Below are 26,928 nucleotides of genomic sequence, written 5' to 3'. Positions count from 1 at the left end.
ATATCCTTGGCACTCATCAAATGGTTCACAATATAGGTGGAGCAGCATCTGAAGATTTCTTTAATGAAGGTCCAATTGCAGTAAAATGTGAGAAGATATAATAGTTCAGGATACAATCACATGCCTGATTTTGATAGTAGAATGAAATATCTCCTTATATACGAATAGGCTTTATTAATAAAACATGGCAGAAAATTCACCTGATATAAAAGTATGGGTTATAGGTACGACCATCATCTTAATGATAGATCGGTACGAGTTGGTTTTGATGGGAGTCAAAGATTCCGCAACAGGGCTTACAAAATTTTCAGGAGAAGTTAATTTTTTCGACAATCCAATTAGTATCAGGAATCTTATAAATCGATTTCTGTCTAATTTTAATTTAACACTTCCAGAAAGTGTTCCTGATATCACATTCAATTCTTTTGGCGGGAGTGCTGTACTTTCCCCCAAGGATAAAAAAAATTATAGGTTTTATGCCGAGTCTAAAGTAATACTTCCAAATCCTTTTGGACTTAGCAATAATGCACTAAGTTTTGACAATCTAAAATTAGCATTAAATAGATCTGTTAAAATTTCACCAGTATCACCAAAGAAGGATGAAGAATGGGATACAAGCGTATCGGTGTCAACAGATATTTCTTATGTACCAAGCGGAACGAGTACTGATCCGATTACTTTTGGTTCTGGAAATTTTTATTTTGCTTCTGGAGGAAATTATGCATTGAGTCTTTTTATTACTAAAGAAATAGACCCGGCCGGAATTATAGAAGATTTAATTTCTATAACCATACCAGCTGAGGTAAAGACATTTTTACCAATTTTTAAACCTGAAGCCCCCGACAAACCTATTCGGCTCTATAAAGCATCTTCAGATTTTACGTTTCAAAATGTAGAAGAAGACGGCTCACTTTTTCCAATTCATTTTAATAAGGGTTTTAACTTAGATCAACTGGATATCGAGATTGTGAATACCAACTTTTTGGTAGCAATGAGTATCGTGAATGATACATTTAGCATTTCAGCACAATCAGAAAGTATCAAATTATTTGGATTGGTTGAGGTGATAAAAAAAAGTACCAGTATTACTTCTGCTACAGGACCCGGATTGCTTGTAGTTTCAAATACAAAATCAATCACACTATTTGGAGGGTTGAAGTTTTTTCCGGATTCTGAAACTCCTGAAATTTTAGATTTTGATTTTACATATTCAAATAAGACGAATGAATTTAGCGGAGATCTTACCTATCAGGGAACTATAATAGGCCAAAGAAATCCAGGACTTGGATTTGCCTGGAAAAAAACTGGAGGATTTAGAATAACCAAATTTCCATTTAACCAGGATGCACTTTCCAAGGCAATGGATTGGGGAAAAAAAATCAAGGATTTCGCAAATGCTTCAAAAGATGAATGTGCGGAGAAATGTGGTGAATTGGTTGATTTAGCATTTAATGAACTTATTACAACTTCTTATGATCTGAAATTTACACCAGGATCATCAAGTAAAAAAGGATATGTACAAATATCTGTAGAAGGAACATATAAAATAGCTGCTGTAGGAAAATCAGTTTCAAATATTACATTCAGTCCGATTGATTTTGAAATTAAAATCCCAACAAATTTTGATAACCTGGCTGAAGCAATATGCGATTCGTTAATTGCCAGTAGTGAAAAGTTAGCTGAAGGGCTTTGGAATAATAAAGCCCAGATAACAGAATTTTTCACTTTTATTACAATTAAAAATGTAACAGAAAGTCAGGCCTGTAGATTGGCGTGTAAAGTAGGCAGAGAAGTTTTGAAAAAAGCTTTTGAAGATTTATTGAAGTCTGTTGCCGGAAATACACTAGTCGCAGCAGCAGAAGCTGTAGCTGCGGCAATTGGTGTGCTAGCCGCGATTGCGAGCGCAGTTAAATGGCTTGTCGATGCATTGAGTGGAAAGAAATCGGAGGCAGAAAGACAAAAAGAAGAAAACACAAATAGAATCCAAAACGAATTACTTGCAATTGATAATATGGCGGCTGCATACTATCAGGAAAATGGAATTGATAAATATATAGAAGTGAGTTGGGATGATATTCCCGGTAAAGATTCGGGAGGAGGAGAGGTTTATTATATCATGAGTTGGGCATATTCGGAAATCACAAAATCTAGAAGAATTGCCAGAAATGATACAGGAAGCTCATATACACAAAATTTACAAAGAGAAGAATTTCAAAACGGTGTAGCTGTAGTTATAACTGTCAAAGCGTATTTCAATTACAATGGAGAATCGTATTCATCCAATAATCCCGGAAAAGCAACGGTAAATACACCTATTTTACAAACACCGGTACCTATTCCCAAAACTATTGATCTTCAAAAAATATGGGTAACAGAACAGCAAAAAAAATTAGGAATTATTGATATCAGCTGGGCTTCGGTTCATGTGATTCCCGTAAATCCGCCAAATCCTGTGACTTGTTTTGAATACAATATATCGCTTTGGAATACGTCTACGAATACGAAGCTCAAAGAACAAACGCTAGTTCTTCCTGCAAAATCATTGGCTGTAACTTTTGATTTATATAAAGATACCATTCCGGAGACACCTTTGGATCAAAGATTTATGCCAAATCCGGAGCATTTATTTCAGATAAAAATTAATGCTATGGCAACAGATCCTGATTTAAATAGTTTAACGGGGACTTCTGATAAATTTAAAATACCATGGGGTATTGGTTATGTAAGAGTAGGATACAATTTTAAAATAGAATGAAATGAGTGAGCAAAATAGAACCATATTAAAAAGTTATTTTGAGACGAATGCTATTCCGACTTCAACTCAGTTTGCAAATTTTATTGATTCAGTAATCAATAAAAAAGAGGATGATATTGTTGTTTCTTCCGGGAATGTAGGATTTGGGAATCAAAACCCTTTAACGAATGTATCCGTTCAATCAAAAATATTTCAGCTTTCCGGAACAGTTAGTGCAGCTGTAGGGTCTAACTCATTTACTGGTGTAACGACTACTTTTACCAGTCAACTTGTTGTGGGGGAAAGTATTCAAATAAATGGACAAGTCTTTACAGTCGCTTCAATAATTTCAGATATTTCTTTTACAACGCAACAAAATACTCCCACAGCAATTAGCAATGCATTAATACAAAAGGTATACGACATTTTTTCGGTACTGAATAGTAGTGGAAATTCAATTATCTACGTGACAAAGGATGGAAAAGTTGGTTTCTCAAAAAACAATCCATCTGAACTGGTTGATATTGGAGGAAATTTAAAAGCGGAAAGATTTATAGGAAACGGTAATGGTCTTACGAATATACCTGCCAATAATTTAATAGGTATCGTACCGGAAAGTAGCCTTCCTGTCGTAAAAGTATCGGCTATAGAAGGTTTGCTAACGATTACAGAAACGTATGATGCAGAGATAACAGGAACAATAAGTGGCACAACAGGTACAACGACTTTAAGCGGTACAGGTACTAAGTTTCAAACAGAATTGTCCGTTAATCAAAAGATACAGATTGCAAAAACAGTTTTCGAAGTGGTTGCAATCACTAGCGATACACAATTAACGGTCAAGAATGTTCTCACCGATACCATTACAAATGCAACAGCTTTTGGAGCAGGTAATTTTTTAAAGTTGGTCGATATCAACGGAGCTACTGTTGCTTCTGTTGATGGACTAGGGAATATAAAAGCAGCAGGTTTTACAGGAGATGCATCGGGTCTTACGGATATACCTGCCAATCAATTAATAGGCATCGTACCGGAAAGTAGCCTTCCTGCAGTAAAAGTATCGGCTATAGAAGGTTTGCTAACGATTACAGAAACGTATGATGCAGAGATAACAGGGACATTAAGTGGCACAACAGGCACAACGACTTTAAGCGGTACGGGTACTAAGTTTCAAACGGAATTGTCAGTTAATCAAAAGATACAGATTGCAAAAACAGTTTTCGAAGTGGTTGCAATCACTAACGATACGCAATTAACGGTCAAGAATGTTCTCACCGATACCATTACAAATGCAACAGCTTCTGGAGCAGGTAATTTTTTAAAGTTGGTCGATATCAACGGAGCTACTGTTGCTTCTGTTGATGGACTAGGGAATATAAAAGCAGCAGGTTTTAGAGGAGACGCATCGGGTCTTACTGATATTCCTGCCAATCAGTTAAAAGGTATCGTACCGGAAAGCAGCCTTCCTGTCGTAAAAGTATCGGCTATAGAAGGTTTGCTAACGATTACAGAAACATATGATGCAGAGATAACAGGAACAATAAGTGGCACAACAGGTACAACGACTTTAAACGGTACAGGTACTAAGTTTCAAACAGAATTGTCCGTTAATCAAAAGATACAGATTGCAAAAACAGTTTTCGAAGTGGTAACAATCACTAGCGATACACAATTAACAGTCAAGAATGTTCTCACCGATACCATTACAAATGCAACAGCTTTTGGAGCAGGTAATTTTTTAAAGTTGGTCGATATCAACGGAGCTACTGTTGCTTCTGTTGATGGACTAGGGAATATAAAAGCAGCAGGTTTTAGAGGAGACGCATCGGGACTTACTGATATTCCTGCCAATCAGTTAAAAGGTATCGTACCGGAAAGCAGCCTTCCTGCAGTAAAAGTATCGGCTATAGAAGGTTTGTTAACGATCACAGAAACGTATGATGCAGAGATAACAGGGACATTAAGTGGCACAACAGGCACAACGACTTTAAGCGGTACGGGTACTAAGTTTCAAACGGAATTGTCAGTTAATCAAAAGATACAGATTGCAAAAACAGTTTTCGAAGTGGTTGCAATCACTAACGATACACAATTAACAGTTAAAAATGTTCTCAGCGATACCATTGCAGGTGCAACAGCTTTTGCAGCAGGTAATTTTTTAAAGTTGGTCGATATCAACGGAGCTACTGTTGCTTCTGTTGATGGGACAGGCAATGTAACAGCAGCAGGTTTTAGAGGAGATGCATCGGGTTTGAAAAATATTCCGGCTGATGAGATTACTGGAGATTTAGATCTAAAAGGAAACCTAACCGCTGCCGAATTTATAGGCAATGGTTCAAAATTAAAGGCTTTAGACGCTGCTCAAATTACAGGGCTTCTCTCTTCGGCAGTAATTCCGGAGGTAGATGCAACAAAGATAAAAGGAGTTATAAATCTTGCGTTAATTCCTGATCTGCCGGGCAGTAAAATCTCAGGAGAATTGGCGATTGATCAAATACCGACTTTACCGTCCAGTAAAGTTGAGAAATATATATCGGTGATAGCAAACCAAACCATATTATTTAATGAAACAGGAGTTTCTCTATCATGGAGTACAAAGTCAGTAGCAAATTTGCAGGTCCAGTATCTATACAATGGAATTATTGTTAATCTCTCGTCATCCAATAATGATATTAACCTTAATCAATCTGCTTATAGTATAAAAAACCTTTATCAAAACACTGTATTGACATTTATTTCCACAGATCTAATGGGGAACATACTTGATCAACATCAGTTGTATATAACTATTATTCAGACAGTAAATCAATATGCAAAGCAGTTAAGATGGGAAAGTTTTGGTTGTGCGTATGTCATAGAACAGGTAGCCAATCGGTTTAATCTTTCGGAGCTTACTACAACCTCATTGACAACTCTTGCAACCGCAATTTGTAGAGCTGGTTATATTGACAGTGATGCATTTAGATATATTCCACAATATTATAGAAATCTGGGAGAGAAATGGGATGTGGCTGTTTACGGAGGAATTCTGAGTAAGATATATTTAGAAGAAGGGATATCTCAGGGCCAAATAAATGTATTTGCGAAGAAAATAGTTCTCTCGGGAGCGACTCCTCTGGTTGTAATTACTAAAGTTGTAACAGAATTTAATTTACAAAATTCAAGTAGTATAAATGTAACAGGAGTAGGGTTAGCTATCAAATTTGCGGGTATCTCTGCAGGTGATGCATTTCGATATGTTGCATCTTATTATCGAAGCGTTAATCAACCCTGGAGCCCGGAAGTTCAGGGAGCCGCATTAACAAAAGCCTATACAGGTTAGCCGTTAGGTGTAATTAACAAAAGAGAATAAGTGTTTTTAAATGAAATGACTATGTGACTATGGATTAAAAAAAGTTACACCCAACGGGTTATAAATTAATATAAATTTAAATAAATAATTATGTCAAACACCAACACAATCAGCATCAACGATGTATTAAGAGGAGCCGTAGAACTGGCAACAAACGACCAATTGCCATTGGAAGTGATATTTCAGCAATGTCATGATAATGAGCATTTAAGTCCTGAGAATAACTTTGGGGCCTGGGATTTATGTTTACAACAGGTTTACAATACGAGAAATCCTAAACCGGGAATCGAAGAATTTGGAGATGCAATGTATTCCGTTTGGAAAAATGCAGGGCTTTCCAGAGCAATTATGATCAAAGCACTGGCAAGTATTCCGGGCTATACAGGTGCACCAATTTATACAGAAGTAAATAAGTATTACCCAATCACTGTATTGATGACGGTAGATACTATTAAGACTGTTCAAACAGGTTCTTTGTATATTACTATAACGGATGATAATGGAGATCCTAATCAGGGCTCAAGTGAGATTCAGGTAAATGCTAAGATTTCTACAATAATACGATGGAAAGCAGTATCTTTAAATGTAACCGATACAGTTCATCTCAAACAATTTGTAGTAAGAGGCGGAGTAAATCTATTTTCTGCAAACGAACCTAGCCTTCAGTCAGATGGTACATTTCAGGGAACTTTGATCGCAACAGGTACTGAAGTCTATAGCTTTACTATTACAATTAATGATGGAAGTCAACAGTATGATTGGGATCCCTACATTGTTTGTACTGCCTAAGTTACGAAGAAAAAAGCAGGTAATTTTTTTAGATGATTACCTGCTTTGTTTTTTTATAACACAATAATAAAACCGATGTTATTTAGAGTTTGTACTATAAAATAATTGCTGTGCCGTTTTTTTTGGAATTTCGACTCTTAATATAGTTTTGATAAATTAAGTACCTCCTTGTTGTTTGTTGATGTGATTTTGATTTTTCTTAGAAATCTGATTATAATCTTCCATAAAGATTTGTTTTCGAGATGAAATATTTTATTACTATTTTACTTTTGCTTTGTTTGATAAATTGAAAAGAGGGATATCTACTGATAAAAAAACATTCCATTTCCAGTACGGATTGCTTACTGTGGTTGAATTGTTCTCATCAATTTTAGATAATCCTGGTCCATATTGTCCGCCAAAACCTAATGAAACAGGAATATTTGCACCCAATCCATAAACAATATAGGCGCCAGGAGAAAAAATCTGACCTAATTTTATAGTGTAGTCTTTAGATTGAAGCTCTTCATTTGGGGTGCCTTCGTTTTCGTATTTTAGCTTGTAATCCACTATTGCTCCTAAATCAAGTATTGGAAGGAATAATGAAATGGCTCCCCAATTATTATCAAAACCATGGCTGACACTAAATCCTATAGGAGCAGAAATAGCAAATCGGTCATTCCAGGTGCTTTGAACCGCTGCATTTTTTGGGTCAGTAAAACTCCAACGTGCTCCAAGATACGATTGAATGTTAAAATTTAAATCAGAATTCTTTTTGATTGATGAACTTCCCACAGGTAAAATCACAGCATCTAAAGCTGCTTTAACTTCTTTCTCGTCTTTAGCTTCTACCATATTCGCCATGAATAGGGCGTAAGGTTTGATTTTTTGGATTAGTTTCAGAAAGTCTTCCAAAGTTTTGCTGTTTTTTTTATCTGCATTATTAAGTTTCGAAAAATCAGCTATTTTTTGGCTTAACTCAGAATTTGCGCTAACTGCAGCAGCTAAAGTCGCTATATCAGTAGAAACTACATCGAAACTATTTTTATTTAATTTTTTTGCGGTTTTAACCAAATCTTTTTCTTTGGTAAGCTCTTCAATTTCTTTTAATTCGTTATTACTAATTCTATACTTGTCATTTTTCAGTGTAATAATTTTGGAAAATAAATCTACTGTATTGCTGATTGCCGCATTATACTGTTCCTCGTAAACATTTTTATAAATGTCATTAGTAATACGCAAAATAGAAATATATTCATCTGAGACTTCAAAAGAATTATCAAAAGAACTGTAAAGTGAGAAGGCATATTCAACAACATCTATAGAATTGCTTATGTAAGTATATCGCTGTTCATTTGTTTTTGTTTTGCTCTCATTCAAATCCTTAACTGTTTTTTGTACAATGGAAACTAAATCGGTAAACTCCTGTATTTTGTTTTGAAAGAGGAATATTTCTGTGCTTTTATTTTCTAATATGGTCGTTAAAGAAATAGCCGTTCCATCTTTTTTGATAAAATTTACAGCATCACTCCCTGTCATACTATGTATTTTTTCATAAAGAAGTCCCATATAAATTTTAAACAAAAGCTCATCTTCGAATAATTTGGCAATTTGTTTAGGTTCCTGCCATTCTATTTTAGAATCTTTAATTCGACTTACACTTTGATTTATCAGGTTGGCAGTTTTTAATGCAGCACCTACATTTTTAAACTTGTTAGAATCAGAGGTATTCCACTCACTGAATCCTGCTAAGGTACTGAGTACTCCGGAAGCATTTAATCCCCCGGTTTCCAGTTGGTGTACCAGTCGTAAACTTCGGATAGCAATAGTTACTTCAGGATATTTTATAGTAAGTTCTTTATATTTTGGCAAAGCCAGTACGTCATCTATATGGTAAGCAATCATTCGAATGTCCTCCAGAAAAACTGTTCTTAGAGCTTTAATCATTTCAGGATATTTATAGGCGAGGAGATTTTCTAATTTGTCACTCGTTTTCGGGAATAAAATCCTAAACTCTTCATGTTCTGTAATGAAATTTTTAAACCTATTGAAGAAAGCGATAGTAAGCTCTTCTTTTGCATGATCAATCATGATATCTGCCATTGCATTAGCATATTTAGTTACATCAAGTCCTGATAAACCACTAAAGCTATGAGCTCCTATAACATCGCCATTACTAAGTCTGGGAATGCCTTTAACAGTATTGTCGACACTTGCAATACTATAAGTTTTTACAGGATCACTGGTTTTAACTTGTATTAAACTATTTAAGTATGGATTTTTTTCAATTAAAGCTTGCAATTCACTATAAGTCAAGTCTCTGCCAGAGTGAAATGAAAGAATGTCTATTAGCAATTGGATATCAGTACCATTGGCTTTTTCCAGAGCAATTGCATCATCCAGAATGTTTCCCTTAGCTAAAGATACTAGTGTGATATTTGTTTTAATTTCTTTGGTAGTTCTAGTAGCAGTTTTTGTTATAATAAAGGTTATATCATCAACATTTACCTTATTAAAATCCTTCCGATCTAAAGAAAAATATACATTATTATCCTCTGTTCTACCATTATTTAATGGAACAGGCGAATTATTTTTAAGTTTATAACTAAATGAATAATCAGTTGCGGGACTAGGTACCTCAAAATTGAGCACAATGTTTGCATTATTGGGAATAGCAGAATTATCAACTTTTATATTTGTCCCATCATAATCAATTTTTACTTGTATTGCAGATGCATCATCCTGTGAAAAACAATGAGTACTTGTGACCAGCAGAAAAGTAATTAGAAATATAGTCTTGAATAGTTTGTGTACAGTTATTATCATAGTAATTCCAGATTTAATTGGTTAAAAATTGTTTCAATTGGTATAGCATAGGTAATAGTTTCATTTCCTGCCACAACAATTCCGATAACGTTGTTTTCGTTGTCCAGCAGCGCAGATCCGGAATCGCCCTCTTCTGAAATGGCTTTTCCATAATTCGATACAGCAATTAAGCCGTACAAGCCCCAGTTTTTTTCTTCTCCATTCGGCAGTTTATACACTATTGAGGCGTAGTTGTTTATTGATTTTATTTTACCGGATGAACTGTTTTTAAATCCAAACATCTTGACAGCTATATTATTATATTGCTCATCTTTGCGAATTACCCGTGTTTTTTGGATAACTTCACCATCAGCCAATTTATTTGTTATGGTGGTATTATTACTAACATCAATAATTGCAGCATCAATCTTGTTGTTTCTCACAGCATTTCTCACTGTTCCGATAACTGAATCCTCATTATCATACGGTGATACTACGTTATCATTTTTGGTATACTTAAAACTAAAGTAGTCGTCATTGTCTCCTATAATTACGTGATAGCATGTCAACAGCATTTTATTCTTACCATCTGTTTTTTTAAATTTTACTGCCAAACCAAAAGAACCGTAGTTGGATAATCGTTCCTGATTTGTAATATCACTTTTAAAAGTTAGGTTTGTATGGGTTACAATTGGAGTCGAAACGGCTAATTTTACGGGGTATTTGCGTATCGTATTGTTTGGGAGTTTATACGTTAGGAAATCGGGTATTTTTGAATGATCTTCTGATGTTGTGATTACTTCTATAAATTTGGTCTTATCATCCTGACCAATACCTACTGAAATTACATTTTCGATTTCTTCTAATGATTTTAAATTTTCTTGAAATATTTTATCAATTATTTCACTTTCGGGGATTTCAATCCATTCATCTATCTTTTTTAAGCTGTTCATTTCATACGTTGCTTTATCGACCAACTTTTCTTTTAAATTTTTAGCATAGAAAAGCATGTCGAGCATATCGTGCCAAAATTTGGAGCCCAAGCTGATAAAACAAGCCGTTAAGGCGCAGCCAACAAGCATTGACCCAAATGCATGAAGATCCAATGATGCAAAATCCCATCCCAATAAAAAATTCACATCTGTTTCGCTATCGTAAGTAAACATTTTAAATAAACTTGCATTACTAATCAAAGCAATAAAAAAAGATATAGTTAAGTTGATTGATAAAATTGCCCTCTGCCTTTTATTTTCTAGGGTTGCATCTTCATATTTTTTTGATGTATCAAGCGCTTTGGGAACTATAAAAAAAAGGAAACTGTTTCCTTCTACACACCATAATTTGAAGAAGGTGACCACTCTTTCACTAATCATACTCAAGATAAAGAGCATAGTGGCAACCATGGTTAATTTTTCATACATAATATTAGGTTTTAATTCATCATATTTATAAAAAGCATAAAAACTCCAGAACAAATAACTCAATTGCGAATCAGGTTATGATTGAATTGAAAAGGACATAAAGTCCTTCTGGAGGATTAAAAAAGTAATTTCCCGAAATAAATTTTGATTGTACTACTAAATACAATTTTAATGTATTCGCCGCAAGTAGATAGTCAATGCACTCTCTGCTTTTTTTTCAAAATAGATTAATACAAAATCAGATAGTTGTATCAATATTATAGCTATACTACAGGAGACGAATTTTAGAATTAAGGGTTGATTTTTTACTATTTTTAACTAGTTGATAAATATAAATGTTAGATATAATTCTGGTTTTGTTCGTGTTAAATGTTCCTAATGAGGTATTTAGAAAATGCTTGATAAAATTTGCTAATCCGTCAATGAAGTAACTTTCTACCAGACAAATATATACTATCAATTATTTCTGTAGACGAGTATAAGTACCTGTTTTTTATAGGTATATAGGGTAAGATTCTAAGGTTTCCAGAGAAAAACGTAAGCCATAGGAGGTGAAAAGATGCTCAATTTTTATCATTTTGGAGGCTTATATTTCTCAAATCATTTAAAATACTCATTTGGGTGTATTTTTTTAATTGATGCTTGTATTAATTTTATTCAGAATTGTAGAAGAGTATAAATTAAAAAGAAATCTCATGATCAAAAACACCTTTTCTTTTTATACTTATTATTATTATTATTATTATTATTTAGTTTGCCCGAATATTTTCTCGCAAGTAGAAATTTATAAATCAGATATTGTTTTTGAGGATTTTCAATCTAAAGAACTTTGTAGTTCGTTGCTTGTTTCGGGTAATACAATTCTTTTGAATGGGGATAATTACAAGTTATATACAATAAACAAAGGGGATTTGAAAACGATCAGGGAAATAGATATTGGTTGGAAGTCTGCCAAAAGCAAGCTTATTAATTTGAATTGGCTTTAGAGTGGTTTCAAAAGGCCGCAAAGACGGGTAGTCCTAACGCCATGTATTATTTAGGAATGATATACAAATAGGGTAAGACGATCAATTACAAAAAATATAAAATACTTAGTTTTTTTTTGCAGCGATGGATCTAATTATATTAACCATAATTTACCAAACTTGATGTCAGTTTATTCTATTGATAATTAATTTTTTGTCTTTATCTTTAAAAAATAAATTTTAGTTCTACCATTAAGATTTTTACAACAATTTAAACGCATTAACATCAATACTATTAATGATTATTATATGGAAAAAAAATTAGTTATAGTATTCTTATTCTTTATAATAGGACGCCAAAACTATCATCATACAGTAGAGAGCCAAGGAAAAGAAAATCAAACGGTATCTATTGATAAAAGCGATATTATTTCATCTGATATTTTAACTGCTGAACAACAGGCAAAACTCACACCTGTTGAAGTATTAGAACGATTAAAAAGTGGCAATAAAGCTTTTGCTGAAGACAATTTAACGATTCGTAATACTACAGAAAGAGTGAGGAAGGCATCTTTAGGTCAATATCCAAAAGCGGTAGTACTATCGTGTCTTGACTCCCGTGTGCCCGTTGAAGATGTTTTTCATAGTGGTATTGGTAACTTATTCGTTGCCAGAGTAGCTGGGAATGTTGTAAATGATGATATTTTAGGAAGTTTAGAATATGCCTGTAAAGTTTCGGGCGCAAAATTAGTATTGGTGCTGGGACATGAATATTGCGGTGCTATTAAATCGGCTATAAGTGATGTCAAGTTAGGTAATATAACCTTACTGTTGAATAAAATACAGCCTGCAGTTAAAAAAGTTAGTTTAGATTTTAAGGGTGAAAAGATACCTTCGAATGAAGCATTTGTAGAAGCAGTATGTGCTACAAACGTTGAACTTGCTATTGATCAAATTCGTCAGAGGAGCATTATTTTAAAAGAGATGGAACAAAACGGCCAAATACTAATAATTGGAGGTGTTTACAATATGAAAACTGGAGTGGTAGAGTTTTTCGATCCGCATCAAACAATCCACAATAAGTGAACTTATAAACAGGTGCCTATTTATTCAAAAATGGATAATAAAAATAAGTAAAAAAATACGTTTTTATAGTGCTCATTTTTGAGTTCTGAAAACAAAGAATCCCCGTTAAAATACTATATAATTGCGTTTTAATGGGGATTCTTTGCTGGGTAATATTTTGTAAAAACTACTTTCCAATACAGAAATTAGCAAAAATATTCCCTAACAATTCGTCGTTAGAAACCTGGCCGGTAATAAGACCAAATTGGTACAAAGCTTCTCGAATATCAAGTGCAATAAGATCGCTGGAAAGATTAGTTTCAAGTCCGAATTTTACTTTCTGAATTTCATCCAGAGCTTTAAGTAAAGAATCGTAATGTCTTGTATTGGTTACAATAGTTTCATTATTTCGAAGTGCTCCGGTATTGACAAAAGAAAGTAATTCATTTTTTAAATCATCAACACCAATTTTCTCTTTAGCCGAAATTAATAATAGCTTTGCATTTAAATTTTCAAGCTTATTGGTGATATTTGCAACTTCATCAGTAGACAAAATATCTTTTTTATTGACGACAATTAGCAGAGGTTTTAACGGGTACTTATTTTTGATTTGTTCAATTTCAGAAACAAACTCAGAACTTGAAACCTGGAACTTGAAACCGTCAAACAAATAAATCACAACCTGTGCCTGGTCGATTTTTTCAAATGTTTTTTTGATTCCGATGCTTTCTACAACATCCTTGGTTTCGCGAATTCCTGCTGTATCAATAAATCTAAAACCAATTCCTCCAATCACTAATTCATCTTCGATTGTGTCGCGTGTTGTTCCTGCGATATCAGAAACAATGGCGCGTTCTTCATTTAACAAGGCATTGAGTAAAGTAGATTTACCCACATTTGGTTCTCCAACAATGGCTACCGGAATACCGTTTTTAATAACATTTCCAACGGCAAAAGAATCAATCAGACGTTTTAGAACAAATTCAATTCGATTTAATAACTCATGAAATTGTGTACGGTCTGCAAATTCTACATCTTCTTCGGCAAAATCCAGTTCCAGTTCGATTAGAGAAGCAAAATTTAAAAGCTCTTCACGGAGTTTGGCTATTTCGTTGCTAAAACCACCGCGCATTTGCTGCATAGCGATTTGGTGCGAAGCTTCGTTATCTGATGAAATCAAATCCGCAACGGCCTCTGCCTGCGATAAATCAAGTTTTCCGTTTAGGAAAGCTCTAAGTGTAAATTCTCCCGGATCAGCCATTCGGCATCCTTTTCTCAAGAGCAGCTGAATAATTTGCTGTTGGATATAAGTTGAGCCGTGACACGAAATTTCAATCGTATTTTCGCCTGTGTAGGAGTTAGGTCCTTTAAAAACAGACACCAATACTTCATCCAATGTTTTTGAATCATCGACAATATGACCCAAATGTAAAGTATGTGTTTTTTGTGTCGTTAAGTCCTTGTTTTTTATGGATTTAAAAACAGAGTTTCCGATCGTAATAGCGTCAGAACCTGAAATACGTATGATAGCAATAGCTCCAGCTCCTGATGGAGTAGCCAATGCAACTATAGAATCTTGATTTATCATGTTGCAAAGGTATAAAAAAAGGCACAAAGTTACGAACGCAAAGCAGGCTTGAAAATAAGGTTTTAAGTTTATTAAAGTGCCAATTTTACTAAATTGTCAAATGTTAAAATACTGATAATTATCAGTTTGATTTGAACCTAGAATGATTAAATTTGAGAAACAAACCTTTAATCTCAAACAAAATGAAAAAGATATTATTTCCAACAGATTTTTCTGAAGCGGCAACAAATGCTTTTGTTCACGCTTTAGAATTTGCTAAGATTGTAAACGCCGAACTTGTTTTGTTGCACACTTTTGAGATTCCGGTTTACGATAGCCAGTTTTTCCCCGAAAATTATGCGTCGATCTATAGTTCTATTGAATTGGCAAAATTTGAAATGTTTAAAGATGAGATCCCTAAGCTTAGAACCATTGCTGCTGAACGAAAATTGGATAACATTGTAATCAAACATCGTTTAATGGATGGTGATTTAGTTTTCAATCTAAAAAAAGCAGTAGAAGAGGACCATATCGATTTTGTAATCATGGGAACTTCAGGGGTTTCAGACTGGACAAAATTTTTCCTTGGATCAAATACGAGTTCAGTAATTTCGGAGGTTAAGGTTCCTGTTTTGTGTATCCCTGCAGATGCAAAATTCAAAAAAATAAAAATAATTGGTTTTACAACGCGTTATCGTGAAAAAGATAAAGCCGAGCTTCGTAAAGTTCTGGAAATTGCCAGAAAAACAAATGCAAAAGTAAAAAGCCTCTATGTAAGAACTTCAAATACTGATGTCCCAGATACTACAATTAAAGAATGGGATAAAGAATTTGCGAATGAAAATGTAGAATTTTTGGTCCTGCCAAGTGATGAAGTAAAAGAAACTATTCTTGATTTTGTACTTTATAAAGATGTAGATGTTTTAACGGTTATCACGCACAAAAAATCTTTCTTTGAAAGTATTTTTGAATCCAGTTTCTCAAAAAAAATAACCAAAGAAGTTTCGATACCTGTTTTGGTCATGCATGAAACCTAAAATCTATTAGAGATTTAATACCGGAATGTAAGTGTAAAACCTATATTTGTGTTTCATTAAATTTAAGGAATGGAAGCATATCAGAATAAAGTTGAGCACTATACAATACTTTTTAATAAAATCAACAAAAAATACAATAGCATTAGTATTCTGCGTCTTTTAAGCGTATTTCTGTGTTTGTTCTTATTGTTTTATTACATAAAAACTAATGAAATACTTTACGTAACTTTTGCTTTTTTGTCTTTTGTTGGTTTTCTTTTTTTAATGCGAATTCATTCTGCTCTGTCTTTTCAGCGGGAACTTACTAAAGCAATTTTGAAATTAAATCAGAATGAAATTGCTTATTTAAAAAGAGAAAAAATTCCTTTTGAGAACGGAATAGAATTTAATGATTTTAGCCATCCCTATGCTTATGATCTGGATGTTTTTGGAGATCATTCACTGTTTCAAAATCTAAACAGAACCGCTACTTATATTGGTAAAAAGACACTGGCAAATCAATTGTTGAAGTTATCTTCCAATGAAACTATTCTTGAAAATCAGAAAGCGATCAACGAATTAAAAACTAAAATAGATTGGCGTCAGGATTTTATGGCTTTGGCAATGATAAGTTATGACACAAAAGAATCTTATCACTCTTTAATTTATTGGAATTCATTTAAAAATAATATTTTACCTAAAGTTTTAATTGCAATATCGGTTATTTTTCCAACCTTATTTTTAGGCTTTTTAGCAGCATACTTTTTTACATCAAAAACAATTTTATTATCGTATCTCGGCTATATTTTTATTGCCAATATGGTTGTTTTGGGGAGTTGTTTTAAACGCATACAGTCGGAGATTGCCAAAGCCGATAATGTAGATAAGATCATCAAACAATACAGTTTATTGGTTCAGAAGATCGAAACTGAATCTTTTCAGTCAAAAAGATTAATTGATTTACAACAACAGCTTATTTTTAGAAATGCGACCGCAAGCAAACATTTAAAAGATCTTTCGGAGTTGTTTTCGAGAATGGATACCATTAATAATTTTGTGACTGCAACTGTTTTTAATGGAATGTTTTTGTTTAATCTGCACGTTTTGAAGGCACTTTTAAAATGGAAACAAAACTATTCGGCTGAACTTGAAAAATGGATAGATATTATTGGTGAATTTGAAACGTTGAATAGTTTAGCAAATTTGGCTTACAATAACCCGGATTTTGTTTTCCCTGAAATAAATTCAGAGTATAAAATTGGGTTTTCAAACCTGAGCCATCCTCTATTAAATCCGGCAACCAGAGTAGGGAATGATACTCATTTTTATCCTGAGTCCTTCATGATTCTGACCGGTTCTAACATGTCGGGTAAAAGTACTTTCTTGAGAAGTTTGGGAATCAATATGGTTTTAGGTGGGGTAGGTTCAGTTGTTTGTGCTTCAAAAGCTAACATTCACCCACTTCCAGTTTTAGTTTCAATGCGATTGTCTGATTCGTTAGCGGATAGTGAGTCCTACTTTTTTGCTGAAATTAAACGTTTAAAACAAATTATGGACGCGTTAGAAGAACGTCCTGCTTTTGTTTTGTTAGATGAAATTCTAAGAGGAACAAACTCCGATGATAAACGAAATGGAGCAATTGAAGTGGTTAAGAAAGTAATTGCTAAGAATGCGATTGGCGCCATTGCTACGCACGATATTGAGGTATGTTTGACAACAAATGAATATCCTGATGTTTTAACCAATCAGTGCTTTGAAGTTGAAATTAAAAATAACGAACTTCATTTTGATTATAAACTTCGTAATGGAATTTGTAAAAATAAAAGTGCAACTTTCCTGATGCAGAAAATGGGAGTAATTTAAAAGGTTTGAGCGTAGATTTTAATTGTAATGCTCATGTTGTAATTTGTAGTTGAAGTTTTCGGGTTAAAGCCTAATCTTATGGTTCTTTATCATTAGAAAAGCTAAAAACAAGAGAAGGAAAATAGAATTATTACTTTGCCTTTTTGTTTAGTACATTGTACTGTACCAAAAAAAGCAAAGTAATAATAGTAAAGTGGTTTTTAGATGAACATACTAAACAAAAATCCTGAAGCTATGGTTACAGCTATAGTGACCAGACCGGGCAACATAAAACTATGATTGACTACATATTTTCCTATTCGGGTAGTACCTGTGCGATCAAAGTCCATTGCAGCAACTAACGTGGGATAGCCGGGTAAAATAAAATCAGCATTAACAGCAGGAAACATGGCAATAAGATGTGGTTGTCCAATTCCTAATGCTAATCCTATTGGCATCATGATTTTGGTCGTTGCGGCCTGACTGAATGTTAACGCTCCCATGATGATTAACGCAAAAGTAAAAGTAAAGGGATACTCTGATGTGATGTCTCTGAAAGTACTTTCGATTAATTTGTTGTTCGCTCCCATAAAAGTGGCACTCATCCACACAACTCCAAGAACTGATACAAGAGCTGTTGCCATTGAAGTAAACAGACTCATTTTGGATACTAACATAGGGGAGGTTTTTGTAACGATCATTATAAGTGCCGAAGCTGATAGTGTAATCATAATAATCAATCCGGTAAGATTAACAGCTCCATCTGCTCCTACAGCAAAACCTGCTTCTCCTTCTCCTACATGAGGAAGAAATTGCGGAAAAGCCCCGAAAATAATAATAAGCAATATAGCACTCGCGAATATGAAAACGGCTGTTTTAGCACCTGGTTTCAACGTTCTGTCTGATTCAGATGTTTTATCTATACTTTCTGCAAATACAGGGTCTTTCATTTTTTCGATAAACTCAGGATCTTCATTGAGTTCTTTGCCTATTTTCCATACTGAAAAAACACCTGCAGCAATTCCTATGAGACAAGCAGGGATACATACTTTCATGATGTCGACAACAGCGGTAGAATAGGCAAGTATAGCCGCTAAAGAGGCTGTTGCTGCACTCATTGGACTTCCTGTAAGCGCCATGTGAGAGGCGATAACGGATATACTTAATGGTCGTTCCGGTCGTATTCTTTTTTTAGCAGAAACCTCCGCTATAATTGGGAGCAGTGAATACACAATGTGGGCGGTACCAGCAAATAAACATAAAAAATAAACGGTAAATGGCGCAATAAAAGTAATGTACTTGGGGTTGCGTCGAATAATTTTCTCGGCGATACTAACTAGATAATCTAAACCTCCGGCGGCCTGTAATGTGGCTGCGGTAGTTACAATGGCCAGAATGATTAAAAGTACCGCTACAGGTGGCTCAGCAGGGCGCATATGAAAAAATAAGACAAATATAAGTAGTCCGATCATTCCCATTACTCCCAGGCCAATTCCTTTAAGTCTCGATCCAATAAGGATCATGGCAAGCAGTATGGCAAATTGTAATAGTATCATAAAGTGATGAATTTGAGGATTAACAAGATTGTTTGTGAATTGAATCTTAGCCGAAAGTTACTAATAATGCTGTAAATGTGGTAAGTAAAGATTTTAAAAATGGAAAAAATAATCTTGTAACTCTTTTTTATTCTTTGATTTCGTTAGCCCAAGCATCAATAAAATTCTTGCTTTTTGCGGGCTAAGATTATCAGATACTATAGTCCCTAGTTCATTATCGTTGGTCTCACCATCTAATACGACTCTGCCTTCAATGCAACGACTTGCACGGCATACAGAGATATTTGCTTTGGTTGCTTTTTGAATAGCATCGATAAAAGCTTTGGAGAAATTCCCGTTTCCAACACCGGCTATTACAATACCATCTACTTTTTGTTTTACCAAATAATCGATATAATCAGCTGAGGCATCGGCATACATATATACAATTTCAACTTTTGGCAGTTTTGTGTTTGTATTCACTTCAAAAGGTCTTCCTTTAGTGGTTTCTCTCACGGATGATTTATAGTATTCTACACGACCGTCATAAACTTCTCCGAGTGGTCCCGAATCGGGCGATTTAAATGCGTTTACTTTAGTTGTACTGGTTTTGGTCACTTCTCTGGAGTCATAAATTGATTCATTAAAAGAAACTAAAACGCCACGTTTCCTGCTTTTAGGGTCGGCAGCTACCGTAATAGCATCAAACAGGTTTTTAGGACCGTCAGCACTAATAGCTGTTGCCGGTCGCATAGAGCCCGTAATTACAACAGGTAATTCATGTGGAAGGACCAAATTAAGAAAATAGGCTGTTTCTTCCTGCGTATCGGTACCATGTGTTATAACAACGCCATCGGCTTCATTTTTGCTAAATATTTCATTGATACGAGTAGCTAGTTTTTTCCATATTTCAAGGCTCATGTCCTGACTGCCTACAGAAGATATTTGTTCTCCGCTAATGTCTGCAATCGAATTTACGCTCGGAATGCTTCCTATAAGATCGGATATTGGAATTTTACCCGCAGTATAGCCGGCTCTATCCGAAGATTTTCCCTCACCTGCAATAGTTCCACCCGTAGCAAGAATTATGATTCGGGGTTTTTGTTGTCCAAAGGTTATAGATGTCGCGATGCACAACAAAAATACGAGTACTAATTTTTTCATTTTTTTTACTATTTATTTGGTTAATCCTGATATTAGAAATTGAATAACATTCCAAAATTGATTCGAACAGCGTTTGCTCCTTGAGTGTTTCCGTCTGCATATTGCAGTTGTTTGTAACCTATTTGCGGTTCAAGTCCGACAGTAAGGAAATCAAAAAAGTCGTAAGACGCGTTAAGCGTAAACTGGTAATTGGTCATACGGTCCCATCCGGCCTGTGTGGCAGCCCCATCATAAAAATGATTGTAAGAGGCCATAATCATGGAATGAAATTTTTTATTGAAGAAACGTTCGTACGAAATAAAACCGGCATGTACAGGCAAAAGGTCTAGTTTTCCTGAAAAATCTGATCGGGCAAAACCATCTAGACCGGAGCCACCCAAAGCCAGAAAATAATCACCGATTCCTTTACCTATTGTCCATTGCGCCTGAAGATTATTTACTAAGCCTGATTTTTTTCTAAAAAAGATACTTGTAATTGCTGTGATACCGCCACCATTTTGGGAAGCAAAATCAAATTGTGTTTCTCCGGATGCAATATTTTCAGAATCGTAAGCAACACTACGATAAAGTCCAGCCACTTTTATAAAGCCTTTGTTGTCAAAAGCATATCTTATGCCTGCAACAGCATCAGGTGCTCTGGAGGGCGCGTAATCTACACCATGAGTGGGGTTTAGGGTGTAATCGTACAAGCGACGTGGTTCCATATATTCTGCAGAAAGTTCAAAAGCAGTATGTCCGTTTTCTTTAAAGCGAGCGGTGTAGCGTACCTGAATTCTGCGGGAAAGTACCATACCTGTAGGGCCATCCCAATCAAGTAATGGTGAAGGCCATAAGGAGGAGTCTCCAAAATTTGACCAGGTTTGACCTACCGTCCAATGATCATATTGAACCCAAGCATGGCGCAGTCTGAATTGAGAAGTGTTATTTGCTCCTTCAAAATCGGCTTCAAGCATTGATTTTATTTCTTTTCCATTATTGAGCTGTATTGTACTTACAAAACGCAATTGCGATTGTCGCATGTCCATGCTAAAAGCAGGTATATCTTTTCCTGAAACATCATTTTTATGAATAAGAAATGAGCTATTGCCGCTAAGACTTCCTCTGACATCGTAAATTCCGTTTAATTTTAATCTGCCGATAAGTTTTGCAGTCAATTTTGGCTTTCCATTTAAAGTATCTTTGGATTCTACTGCCATAAACTGTGCCTGTACAGAGCTGGATAATAGTAAAACGAAACAACAGAGAATCAATGCTAAAAGTTTATTTTGTTTCATAATTGATAAAAAAATTGAGGTAAAATAAAGGTTGTTGGCTATGATTTTTATAATTGCTGAGCTTTAGTAATGGATTTGAATCAATTAAGCTATGCTAAATAGAAATGTCTCTTAATGCTAAAGATGGTATTAGATAGGTGTAGATTATGTAGAATAAGTATATTGTTGAAATCGAAAATACTTCAGGAATATTTGTTTTACTAAATAAGGGATAAAAAGTAAAAATCTCAGGCAGTAGGATAACATCTTTTTCATAAAATCTCAGGATTAGATTTAATATATAAAAGTCGATTCATACAAATATATGAAAATACACTGCAAAATCTTACAAATAAAACAGTTAAAAGCTGAAAAATTTATAATTATGCAATTGAGTGTATTAAATCAATTGAATTTAAAAGGGTTAGGCATAAAGAATAATGTTACATGTGTATGTAAATAGCACCGAAGAATTTAAGTCGAACTTTTTTTGATGCAAAAGTAGTATAAATGACTTGCTCTATTTTAGGATAAGTTATAATCTCAGATATTCATAAGGTTAAAGAATGAATTCGTTTGAATATCTGAGATATAGAGCTGTTGAAGGTTATTTTTTTGAAATTGAGCACCAGATTAATAAAGCTGTTCTGAAATTGCTATTTCTGCATTTCTTTAATCGTATTCACAAAAGCCTCCACTGGTTGAGCTCCGGAAACGGCATATTTTCGGTCAAAAACAAAAAACGGAACTCCCTGTACACCAATCTGATTTGCTTCATGTATATCAGAATGAACATCATTTAAGAAAAGGTTTTCGTCTTCTACGACTTCTTTCACCTCTTTTGGATCTAAACCAGCTTCAATACCTAATTTGATTAGGGTTTGGGAATCGTTTAAATCTTTTCCGTCTGTAAAGTAAGCTTTAAAGAATATTTCTTCCATTTGATCACCAAGGTCTTTAGTTTTTGCCAAATGAATGATACGGTGTGCTGTTAGTGAATTTGAAATTATTGCTTTATCAAAGTGATAATCCAAGCCTACGCTTTTAGCGCGTTCTGTAACACCTTTGTGCATTTCGATGGATTGCTCAACAGAAAAACCTTTTCGCTCCGCCAGAAACGTGTAAACATCTTTACCTGATTGCGGTGTGATTGTCGGGTCGAGCTGAAAGCTTTTCCATTCAATTTCAAATTTATCATTTGGAAATTCAGCTAAAGCTGTTTCCAGTTGTCTTTTTCCGATATAACAAAACGGACACATGATGTCCGACCAAATTTCTATTTTCATATTACAAAAATAAGGAAAATTTGTTTTGGGTTTCAAGTTCGAGTTTGTGTTGATTTCAACGTAAAGAGTTCTTGACGTTTTTAGACAAAGCTTTGCGAACTTTTACATTTATAAGATACCTGTAGAGTATAGAAAAACCTAGCACACTTTGTGGTAAAAAACAGCTCGATCTTTGATCGCATTTCAATCTGAAATCTGAAACCTGAAACATCTACTCAGAAACAAAAATAAAAAACCGCAAATCTTAAAAAAAGAATTGCGGTTTCTAGGTATAAAAAATGGTTGGTTAATAGCGATGTTATTTTTTTTTACAATGATATGTCTTTAATTTGAAACTAAAAAAAATCTCTGTAACAAAAAGAAGTTTTGATGTTAACTATTTAACATTACAGGCATTACCAGCATAGTAACAGTTTCTCCTTCTTCTAAACCGTCTACCGGTGTAAGGATTCCTGCTCTGTTAGGTAATGACATTTCCAACATAATCATATCAGATTGCAGGTTAGTCAGCATTTCAGTTAAAAAACGAGAGTTAAAACCAATTTGAAGATCATCTCCTTGATAATCACAAGTTAATCTTTCTTCGGCTTTGTTGGAGTAATCAATATCTTCTGCAGAAACATTTAATTCAGCTCCGGCAATTTTTAAACGAATTTGGTGTGTAGTTTTGTTTGAGAAAATCGCCACACGCTTAACTGAACTTAAAAATAAAGAACGGTCAATCATTAATTTGTTTGGATTTTCTTTAGGAATTACCGCTTCGTAGTTAGGGTATTTTCCATCAATCAAACGACATGTTAAAATATAGTTGTCAAATGAGAAAGTTGCATTTGAATCGTTGTACTCAATTTTTACTTCTGCATCAGAAGTTCCTAAAATACTTTTTAAGATATTTAAAGGTTTCTTTGGCATGATAAAATCAGCTACCTGTGATGCTTTTACATCTGTACGGGCATATTTTACCAATTTATGAGCATCTGTTGCTACAAAAGTTAACCCTTCAGGAGAGAATTGGAAGAAAACTCCGGACATTACCGGACGCAAATCATCATTTCCTGCGGCAAAAATAGTTTTACTTACTGCAGTTGCCAAAACATCAGCAGGAACAAGTGTAACTGATGGTTCTTCAAGACTCACTGATTTTGGAAATTCTTCACCGGCAGCATATGCTAAAGCATATTTCCCAGAGTTAGAACTAATTTCAACGGTATTGTTTTCTTCAACGGTAAAAGTTAAAGGCTGCTCCGGAAACGTTTTTAAAATTTCAAGCAAAAGTTTAGCTGGCACAGCAACGCTTCCTTTACTTGTAGAATCGATTGATAATGTAGCAGACATTGTAGTCTCAAGATCCGAAGCCGAAACTGTCAGTTCGCTGTTGTCTAGTTCAAATAAAAAGTTGTCTAAAATAGGCAACGTATTGTTGCTGTTAATTACACTACCTAAAACTTGTAATTGTTTTAATAAGTACGAACTCGATACTATAAATTTCATCTCTATTGTTTTATTTTTTTGCTCTTTTCTTTAGTTTTTCCTCAACTAAGATAGGTTTTACAAATATATCGTAAACAATCTTAAGTTTAGCAATTTTTTTATTAACATCTACTTACTGTATTTTCTTTTTCGCATATAGGTAAATGCGAGTCCAAAAATCAATAAAATTAGAATTGGAAGTCCGATAGTTATGAATTGTGTGAGTGTGTAATTTTCATAAACTTTCTCTTTGTCTAATAATGGAAGATTGACATCTTTACTTCTAATGTTAATAAGTCCGGTATCATCCAATAAATAATTAATACAATTCATTATAAAATCTTTGTTGTCGTACAGGTTTCCGGTACGCTGATCATAACCCAATTCGACTGGCATCATATTTTTGTCTAACTGATTTCTGGCCAGATCACCATCAGCTATCACAATCATTTTATTTGGTTTTCCCTTTGCCAAGAAGGAGTTTTCCTTGAATGGTAAAACGCGATTCTCAAAAGCAGAATGGAATGAACCTTCTAATAATACCGAAAGGGAAATATTTCCTTTGTTTAGATAATCCTGAGGAGAAGTTTTTTCGGTTACAATATTTAAATTGATTGGAGCAGGAGTTCCAATTGCTTTCGAATATTGAGAGGATTGCAGTAAAACCGTTTTTTTAATTCCGTTCTTTAAAGTATCAATCGGACTCGCAAAATCAAATCGGATTCCACCCAAATTTTTCACAATCGGATGTTGGCTGGTCGGGTACACTTGTGGAGCGTATTTCCATACAAAATCCTGATATTGTGTAGCGCTTCCTTGTTCGCCGGTAGCCAGTTTAATCGGACTTCCTTGTTCGTCTTTGATCAGATCAGGATTGATTCTGAAACCGTACTTAAAAAACATATCGTTCAGATTCAGATCTCTTGGGTACGCCAGAGTTGCACCTGCCTGGTTGTAAAGACTGTCCATGTCAGCAGCTACCTGATCTATTAGCCATAATGTTTTGCCTCCGTTCATGATGAACTGATCTAAAACCTGTTTTTCTTCGTCAGAGAAAGTTTCTGTAGGTTTTGAAATAATGGCTAAGTCGTATTTTTTAAGAGCGGCTAAAGTTTCAGCCGGACTTTTGGCTACAGAGTCTAATGTGAATGGACCAATATAATAGCTTTCGCGAATTTGCTGTAGCATTTTGGCAATGTGAATTTCGTTCAACTCTCCATTTCCTTTTATAATGGCAACCTTCTTTTGTCTGTCTTTACTGATTTTATTAATAGCATCGGCAATTGAATACTCTAAATGCTGAATCGATCCTGTTACTTTTTGTGTTGTAGAGGCTCCCATTATGTTTTTCAACAAAGGAATATTGACTTCTTTATTGTTGTAAACCGCAACAGCCCACGGGAAAACCATAGCCTGCGATTGTTTGCCTTTGTCGTCGACAGTAATGTTTATGGGCGTAAGACCTTTTTGATAAAGCGATTTGATAACATCCATACTTTCGTCTTCGTTTTCTAAAGGATTAACGAATTCAAAAACAATATTGCTGTTATACGCCTGAAATTCCTCCAATAACTGACGGGTTTCTTGTTGGAGGCGTCTAAAATCTGCAGGAAGCTCGCCCTGCATATATATCTTGATCGATAGCGGGTTTTTGACCTGTTTTATGATCTGTAAAGAAGTTTCAGATAAGGTATATCGTTTGTCTTTGGTTAAATCGAATCGGTGGAAAAATAAACTTCCCAATACATTTAAAACGATTAAAACAAAAACAGTAATCCCTAATGTTTTAATATTTTGTTGAGTAGATGACTTCATTACGCTTTAAAAGATTTTAATTGATAAACAGTAAACGACAGAAACAATACAGTGATGCTTAAAAAATAAATTACATCACGGGTATCGATTACGCCCCGACTCATACTTTTAAAATGATCCTGCATGCCAAATGCCGAAATAATACCAGAAGATCCCGGAATCAATGACGCTAAACCTTCAAAGCCAAAATAAAGGATAAAACATAGAAAAACCGCAATAATAAAAGCTACAATCTGATTTTCAGACAGGGTAGAGGTAAAGATTCCAATTGCAGAATAAGCTGCAATCAAAAACAACAATCCGAAGTAAGAACCTATAGTGCTTCCCATATCGATATTCCCTTCAGGAGAACCTAAATTCGATATTACTTTCACGTAAATAAACGTTGGAATAATTGCTAAAACAATTAATAGGAGAGAGCCAATAAATTTTCCGTTTACGATTTCCCAAATCGATAAAGGCTTTGTTAATAGCAATTCAAGTGTTCCTTGCTTTTTTTCATCAGAGAAACTTCTCATGGTAACCGCCGGAATCAGGAAAATTAAAATCCACGGAGCTAAGGTGAAAAACGGAGTTAAATCGGCGTAACCGGTGTTTAATATATTGTAATCTCCTTCAAATACCCATAAGAATAATCCATTGCTGATTAAGAAAATTGCAATGACCAGATAGCCGATAGGAGAACCAAAAAAGGATTTTATCTCTCTTAAAATGATTGATTTCATGTATAACGTTTATTCGTTTATTTGTTTAATCGTGTAATTTTTTTGTTTAAGTTTCAAGTTTCAGGTTGCTTTCCTTTGCGAACTTTGCGTTTTATCAAACCTTTTAAATATGATCTTTGTGTTCTTTGCGTTAAAGGATTGCAAT

Annotated in this window: 17 protein-coding genes; 7 read left to right on the top strand and 10 right to left on the bottom strand. The window is 34.5% G+C overall.

Translation table 11 applies throughout. The annotated features are described in order from the left end of the window. The first annotated feature begins 184 nt into the window (after nt 1–184). The 3 genes from AC3IS6_RS17505 (at nt 185) to AC3IS6_RS17495 (ending at nt 6,875) form a co-directional block, all read left to right on the top strand. Entirely contained in the window at nt 185–2,755 is a 2,571-nt protein-coding gene (locus AC3IS6_RS17505; RefSeq protein ID WP_489161237.1) for a hypothetical protein, read from the top strand. A 1-nt stretch (nt 2,756) separates the two neighbouring features. Continuing rightward, complete coding sequence (locus AC3IS6_RS17500; RefSeq protein WP_489161236.1) at nt 2,757–6,056, top strand: hypothetical protein; 3,300 nt, start codon at nt 2,757–2,759, stop codon at nt 6,054–6,056. 120 nt (nt 6,057–6,176) lie between these two features. Continuing rightward, entirely contained in the window at nt 6,177–6,875 is a 699-nt protein-coding gene (locus AC3IS6_RS17495; RefSeq protein WP_489161234.1) for an AidA/PixA family protein, read from the top strand. A gap of 258 nt (nt 6,876–7,133) precedes the next feature. Here the strand turns inward: AC3IS6_RS17495 and AC3IS6_RS17490 are convergent, their stop codons facing one another. Together AC3IS6_RS17490 and AC3IS6_RS17485 are read right to left on the bottom strand one after the other, a co-directional pair. Then, complete coding sequence (locus AC3IS6_RS17490; RefSeq protein WP_489161232.1) at nt 7,134–9,680, bottom strand: hypothetical protein; 2,547 nt, start codon at nt 9,678–9,680, stop codon at nt 7,134–7,136. Then, nucleotides 9,677–11,080, bottom strand: a complete 1,404-nt coding sequence (locus tag AC3IS6_RS17485; RefSeq protein ID WP_489161231.1) for a hypothetical protein — start codon at nt 11,078–11,080, stop codon at nt 9,677–9,679. The genes AC3IS6_RS17490 and AC3IS6_RS17485 overlap by 4 nt, the downstream gene beginning before the upstream one ends. Before the next feature lie 695 nt (nt 11,081–11,775). Here AC3IS6_RS17485 and AC3IS6_RS17480 point away from each other — a divergent pair. Then, on the top strand, nt 11,776–12,066 hold the full coding sequence (locus AC3IS6_RS17480; protein ID WP_489161230.1) for a hypothetical protein: 291 nt from the start codon (nt 11,776–11,778) through the stop codon (nt 12,064–12,066). Nucleotides 12,067–12,354: 288 nt separating this feature from the next. Further along, on the top strand, nt 12,355–13,131 hold the full coding sequence (locus AC3IS6_RS17475; RefSeq protein WP_489161228.1) for a carbonic anhydrase family protein: 777 nt from the start codon (nt 12,355–12,357) through the stop codon (nt 13,129–13,131). A gap of 166 nt (nt 13,132–13,297) precedes the next feature. Here the strand turns inward: AC3IS6_RS17475 and mnmE are convergent, their stop codons facing one another. Further along, a complete protein-coding gene (mnmE, locus tag AC3IS6_RS17470; protein ID WP_281924752.1) occupies nt 13,298–14,698 on the bottom strand; it encodes a tRNA uridine-5-carboxymethylaminomethyl(34) synthesis GTPase MnmE in 1,401 nt (466 codons plus the stop codon). 182 nt (nt 14,699–14,880) lie between these two features. Between mnmE and AC3IS6_RS17465 the strand changes: the two genes are divergently transcribed. Both AC3IS6_RS17465 and AC3IS6_RS17460 read left to right on the top strand, forming a co-directional pair. Further along, nucleotides 14,881–15,714 carry a universal stress protein gene (locus tag AC3IS6_RS17465; RefSeq protein ID WP_173967507.1) on the top strand — a complete coding sequence of 278 codons (834 nt, stop codon included), beginning with the start codon at nt 14,881–14,883 and terminating at the stop codon, nt 15,712–15,714. A 69-nt stretch (nt 15,715–15,783) separates the two neighbouring features. Beyond that, entirely contained in the window at nt 15,784–17,556 is a 1,773-nt protein-coding gene (locus tag AC3IS6_RS17460; protein WP_489161226.1) for a MutS-related protein, read from the top strand. A 200-nt stretch (nt 17,557–17,756) separates the two neighbouring features. Here AC3IS6_RS17460 and AC3IS6_RS17455 read toward each other — a convergent pair whose 3' ends face one another. The 7 genes from AC3IS6_RS17455 to gldF form a co-directional block, all read right to left on the bottom strand. Continuing rightward, entirely contained in the window at nt 17,757–19,091 is a 1,335-nt protein-coding gene (locus AC3IS6_RS17455; protein WP_489161225.1) for an anaerobic C4-dicarboxylate transporter family protein, read from the bottom strand. A 93-nt stretch (nt 19,092–19,184) separates the two neighbouring features. Next, nucleotides 19,185–20,234 carry an asparaginase gene (locus AC3IS6_RS17450; protein WP_489161223.1) on the bottom strand — a complete coding sequence of 350 codons (1,050 nt, stop codon included), beginning with the start codon at nt 20,232–20,234 and terminating at the stop codon, nt 19,185–19,187. 32 nt (nt 20,235–20,266) lie between these two features. Further along, nucleotides 20,267–21,508, bottom strand: coding sequence for a DcaP family trimeric outer membrane transporter (locus AC3IS6_RS17445; RefSeq protein WP_489161221.1), 1,242 nt, complete (start codon nt 21,506–21,508; stop codon nt 20,267–20,269). 635 nt (nt 21,509–22,143) lie between these two features. Next, nucleotides 22,144–22,773: a DsbA family oxidoreductase gene (locus AC3IS6_RS17440; RefSeq protein ID WP_489161220.1), complete on the bottom strand. Its 630-nt coding sequence runs from the start codon at nt 22,771–22,773 to the stop codon at nt 22,144–22,146. Nucleotides 22,774–23,145: 372 nt separating this feature from the next. Further along, on the bottom strand, nt 23,146–24,264 hold the full coding sequence (gene dnaN / locus AC3IS6_RS17435) for a DNA polymerase III subunit beta (RefSeq protein ID WP_173967501.1): 1,119 nt from the start codon (nt 24,262–24,264) through the stop codon (nt 23,146–23,148). 108 nt (nt 24,265–24,372) lie between these two features. Continuing rightward, on the bottom strand, nt 24,373–26,058 hold the full coding sequence (gene gldG / locus AC3IS6_RS17430) for a gliding motility-associated ABC transporter substrate-binding protein GldG (protein ID WP_489161217.1): 1,686 nt from the start codon (nt 26,056–26,058) through the stop codon (nt 24,373–24,375). Next, a complete protein-coding gene (gldF, locus tag AC3IS6_RS17425) occupies nt 26,058–26,783 on the bottom strand; it encodes a gliding motility-associated ABC transporter permease subunit GldF (RefSeq protein WP_489161215.1) in 726 nt (241 codons plus the stop codon). The genes gldG and gldF overlap by 1 nt, the downstream gene beginning before the upstream one ends. Between the last annotated feature and the right edge of the window lie 145 nt (nt 26,784–26,928).

It is taken from the genome of Flavobacterium sp. KH_035 (assembly GCF_057839565.1).
Note: the sequence above shows the minus strand (reverse complement) of the source record. Positions and strands in the feature narration are given on the sequence as shown.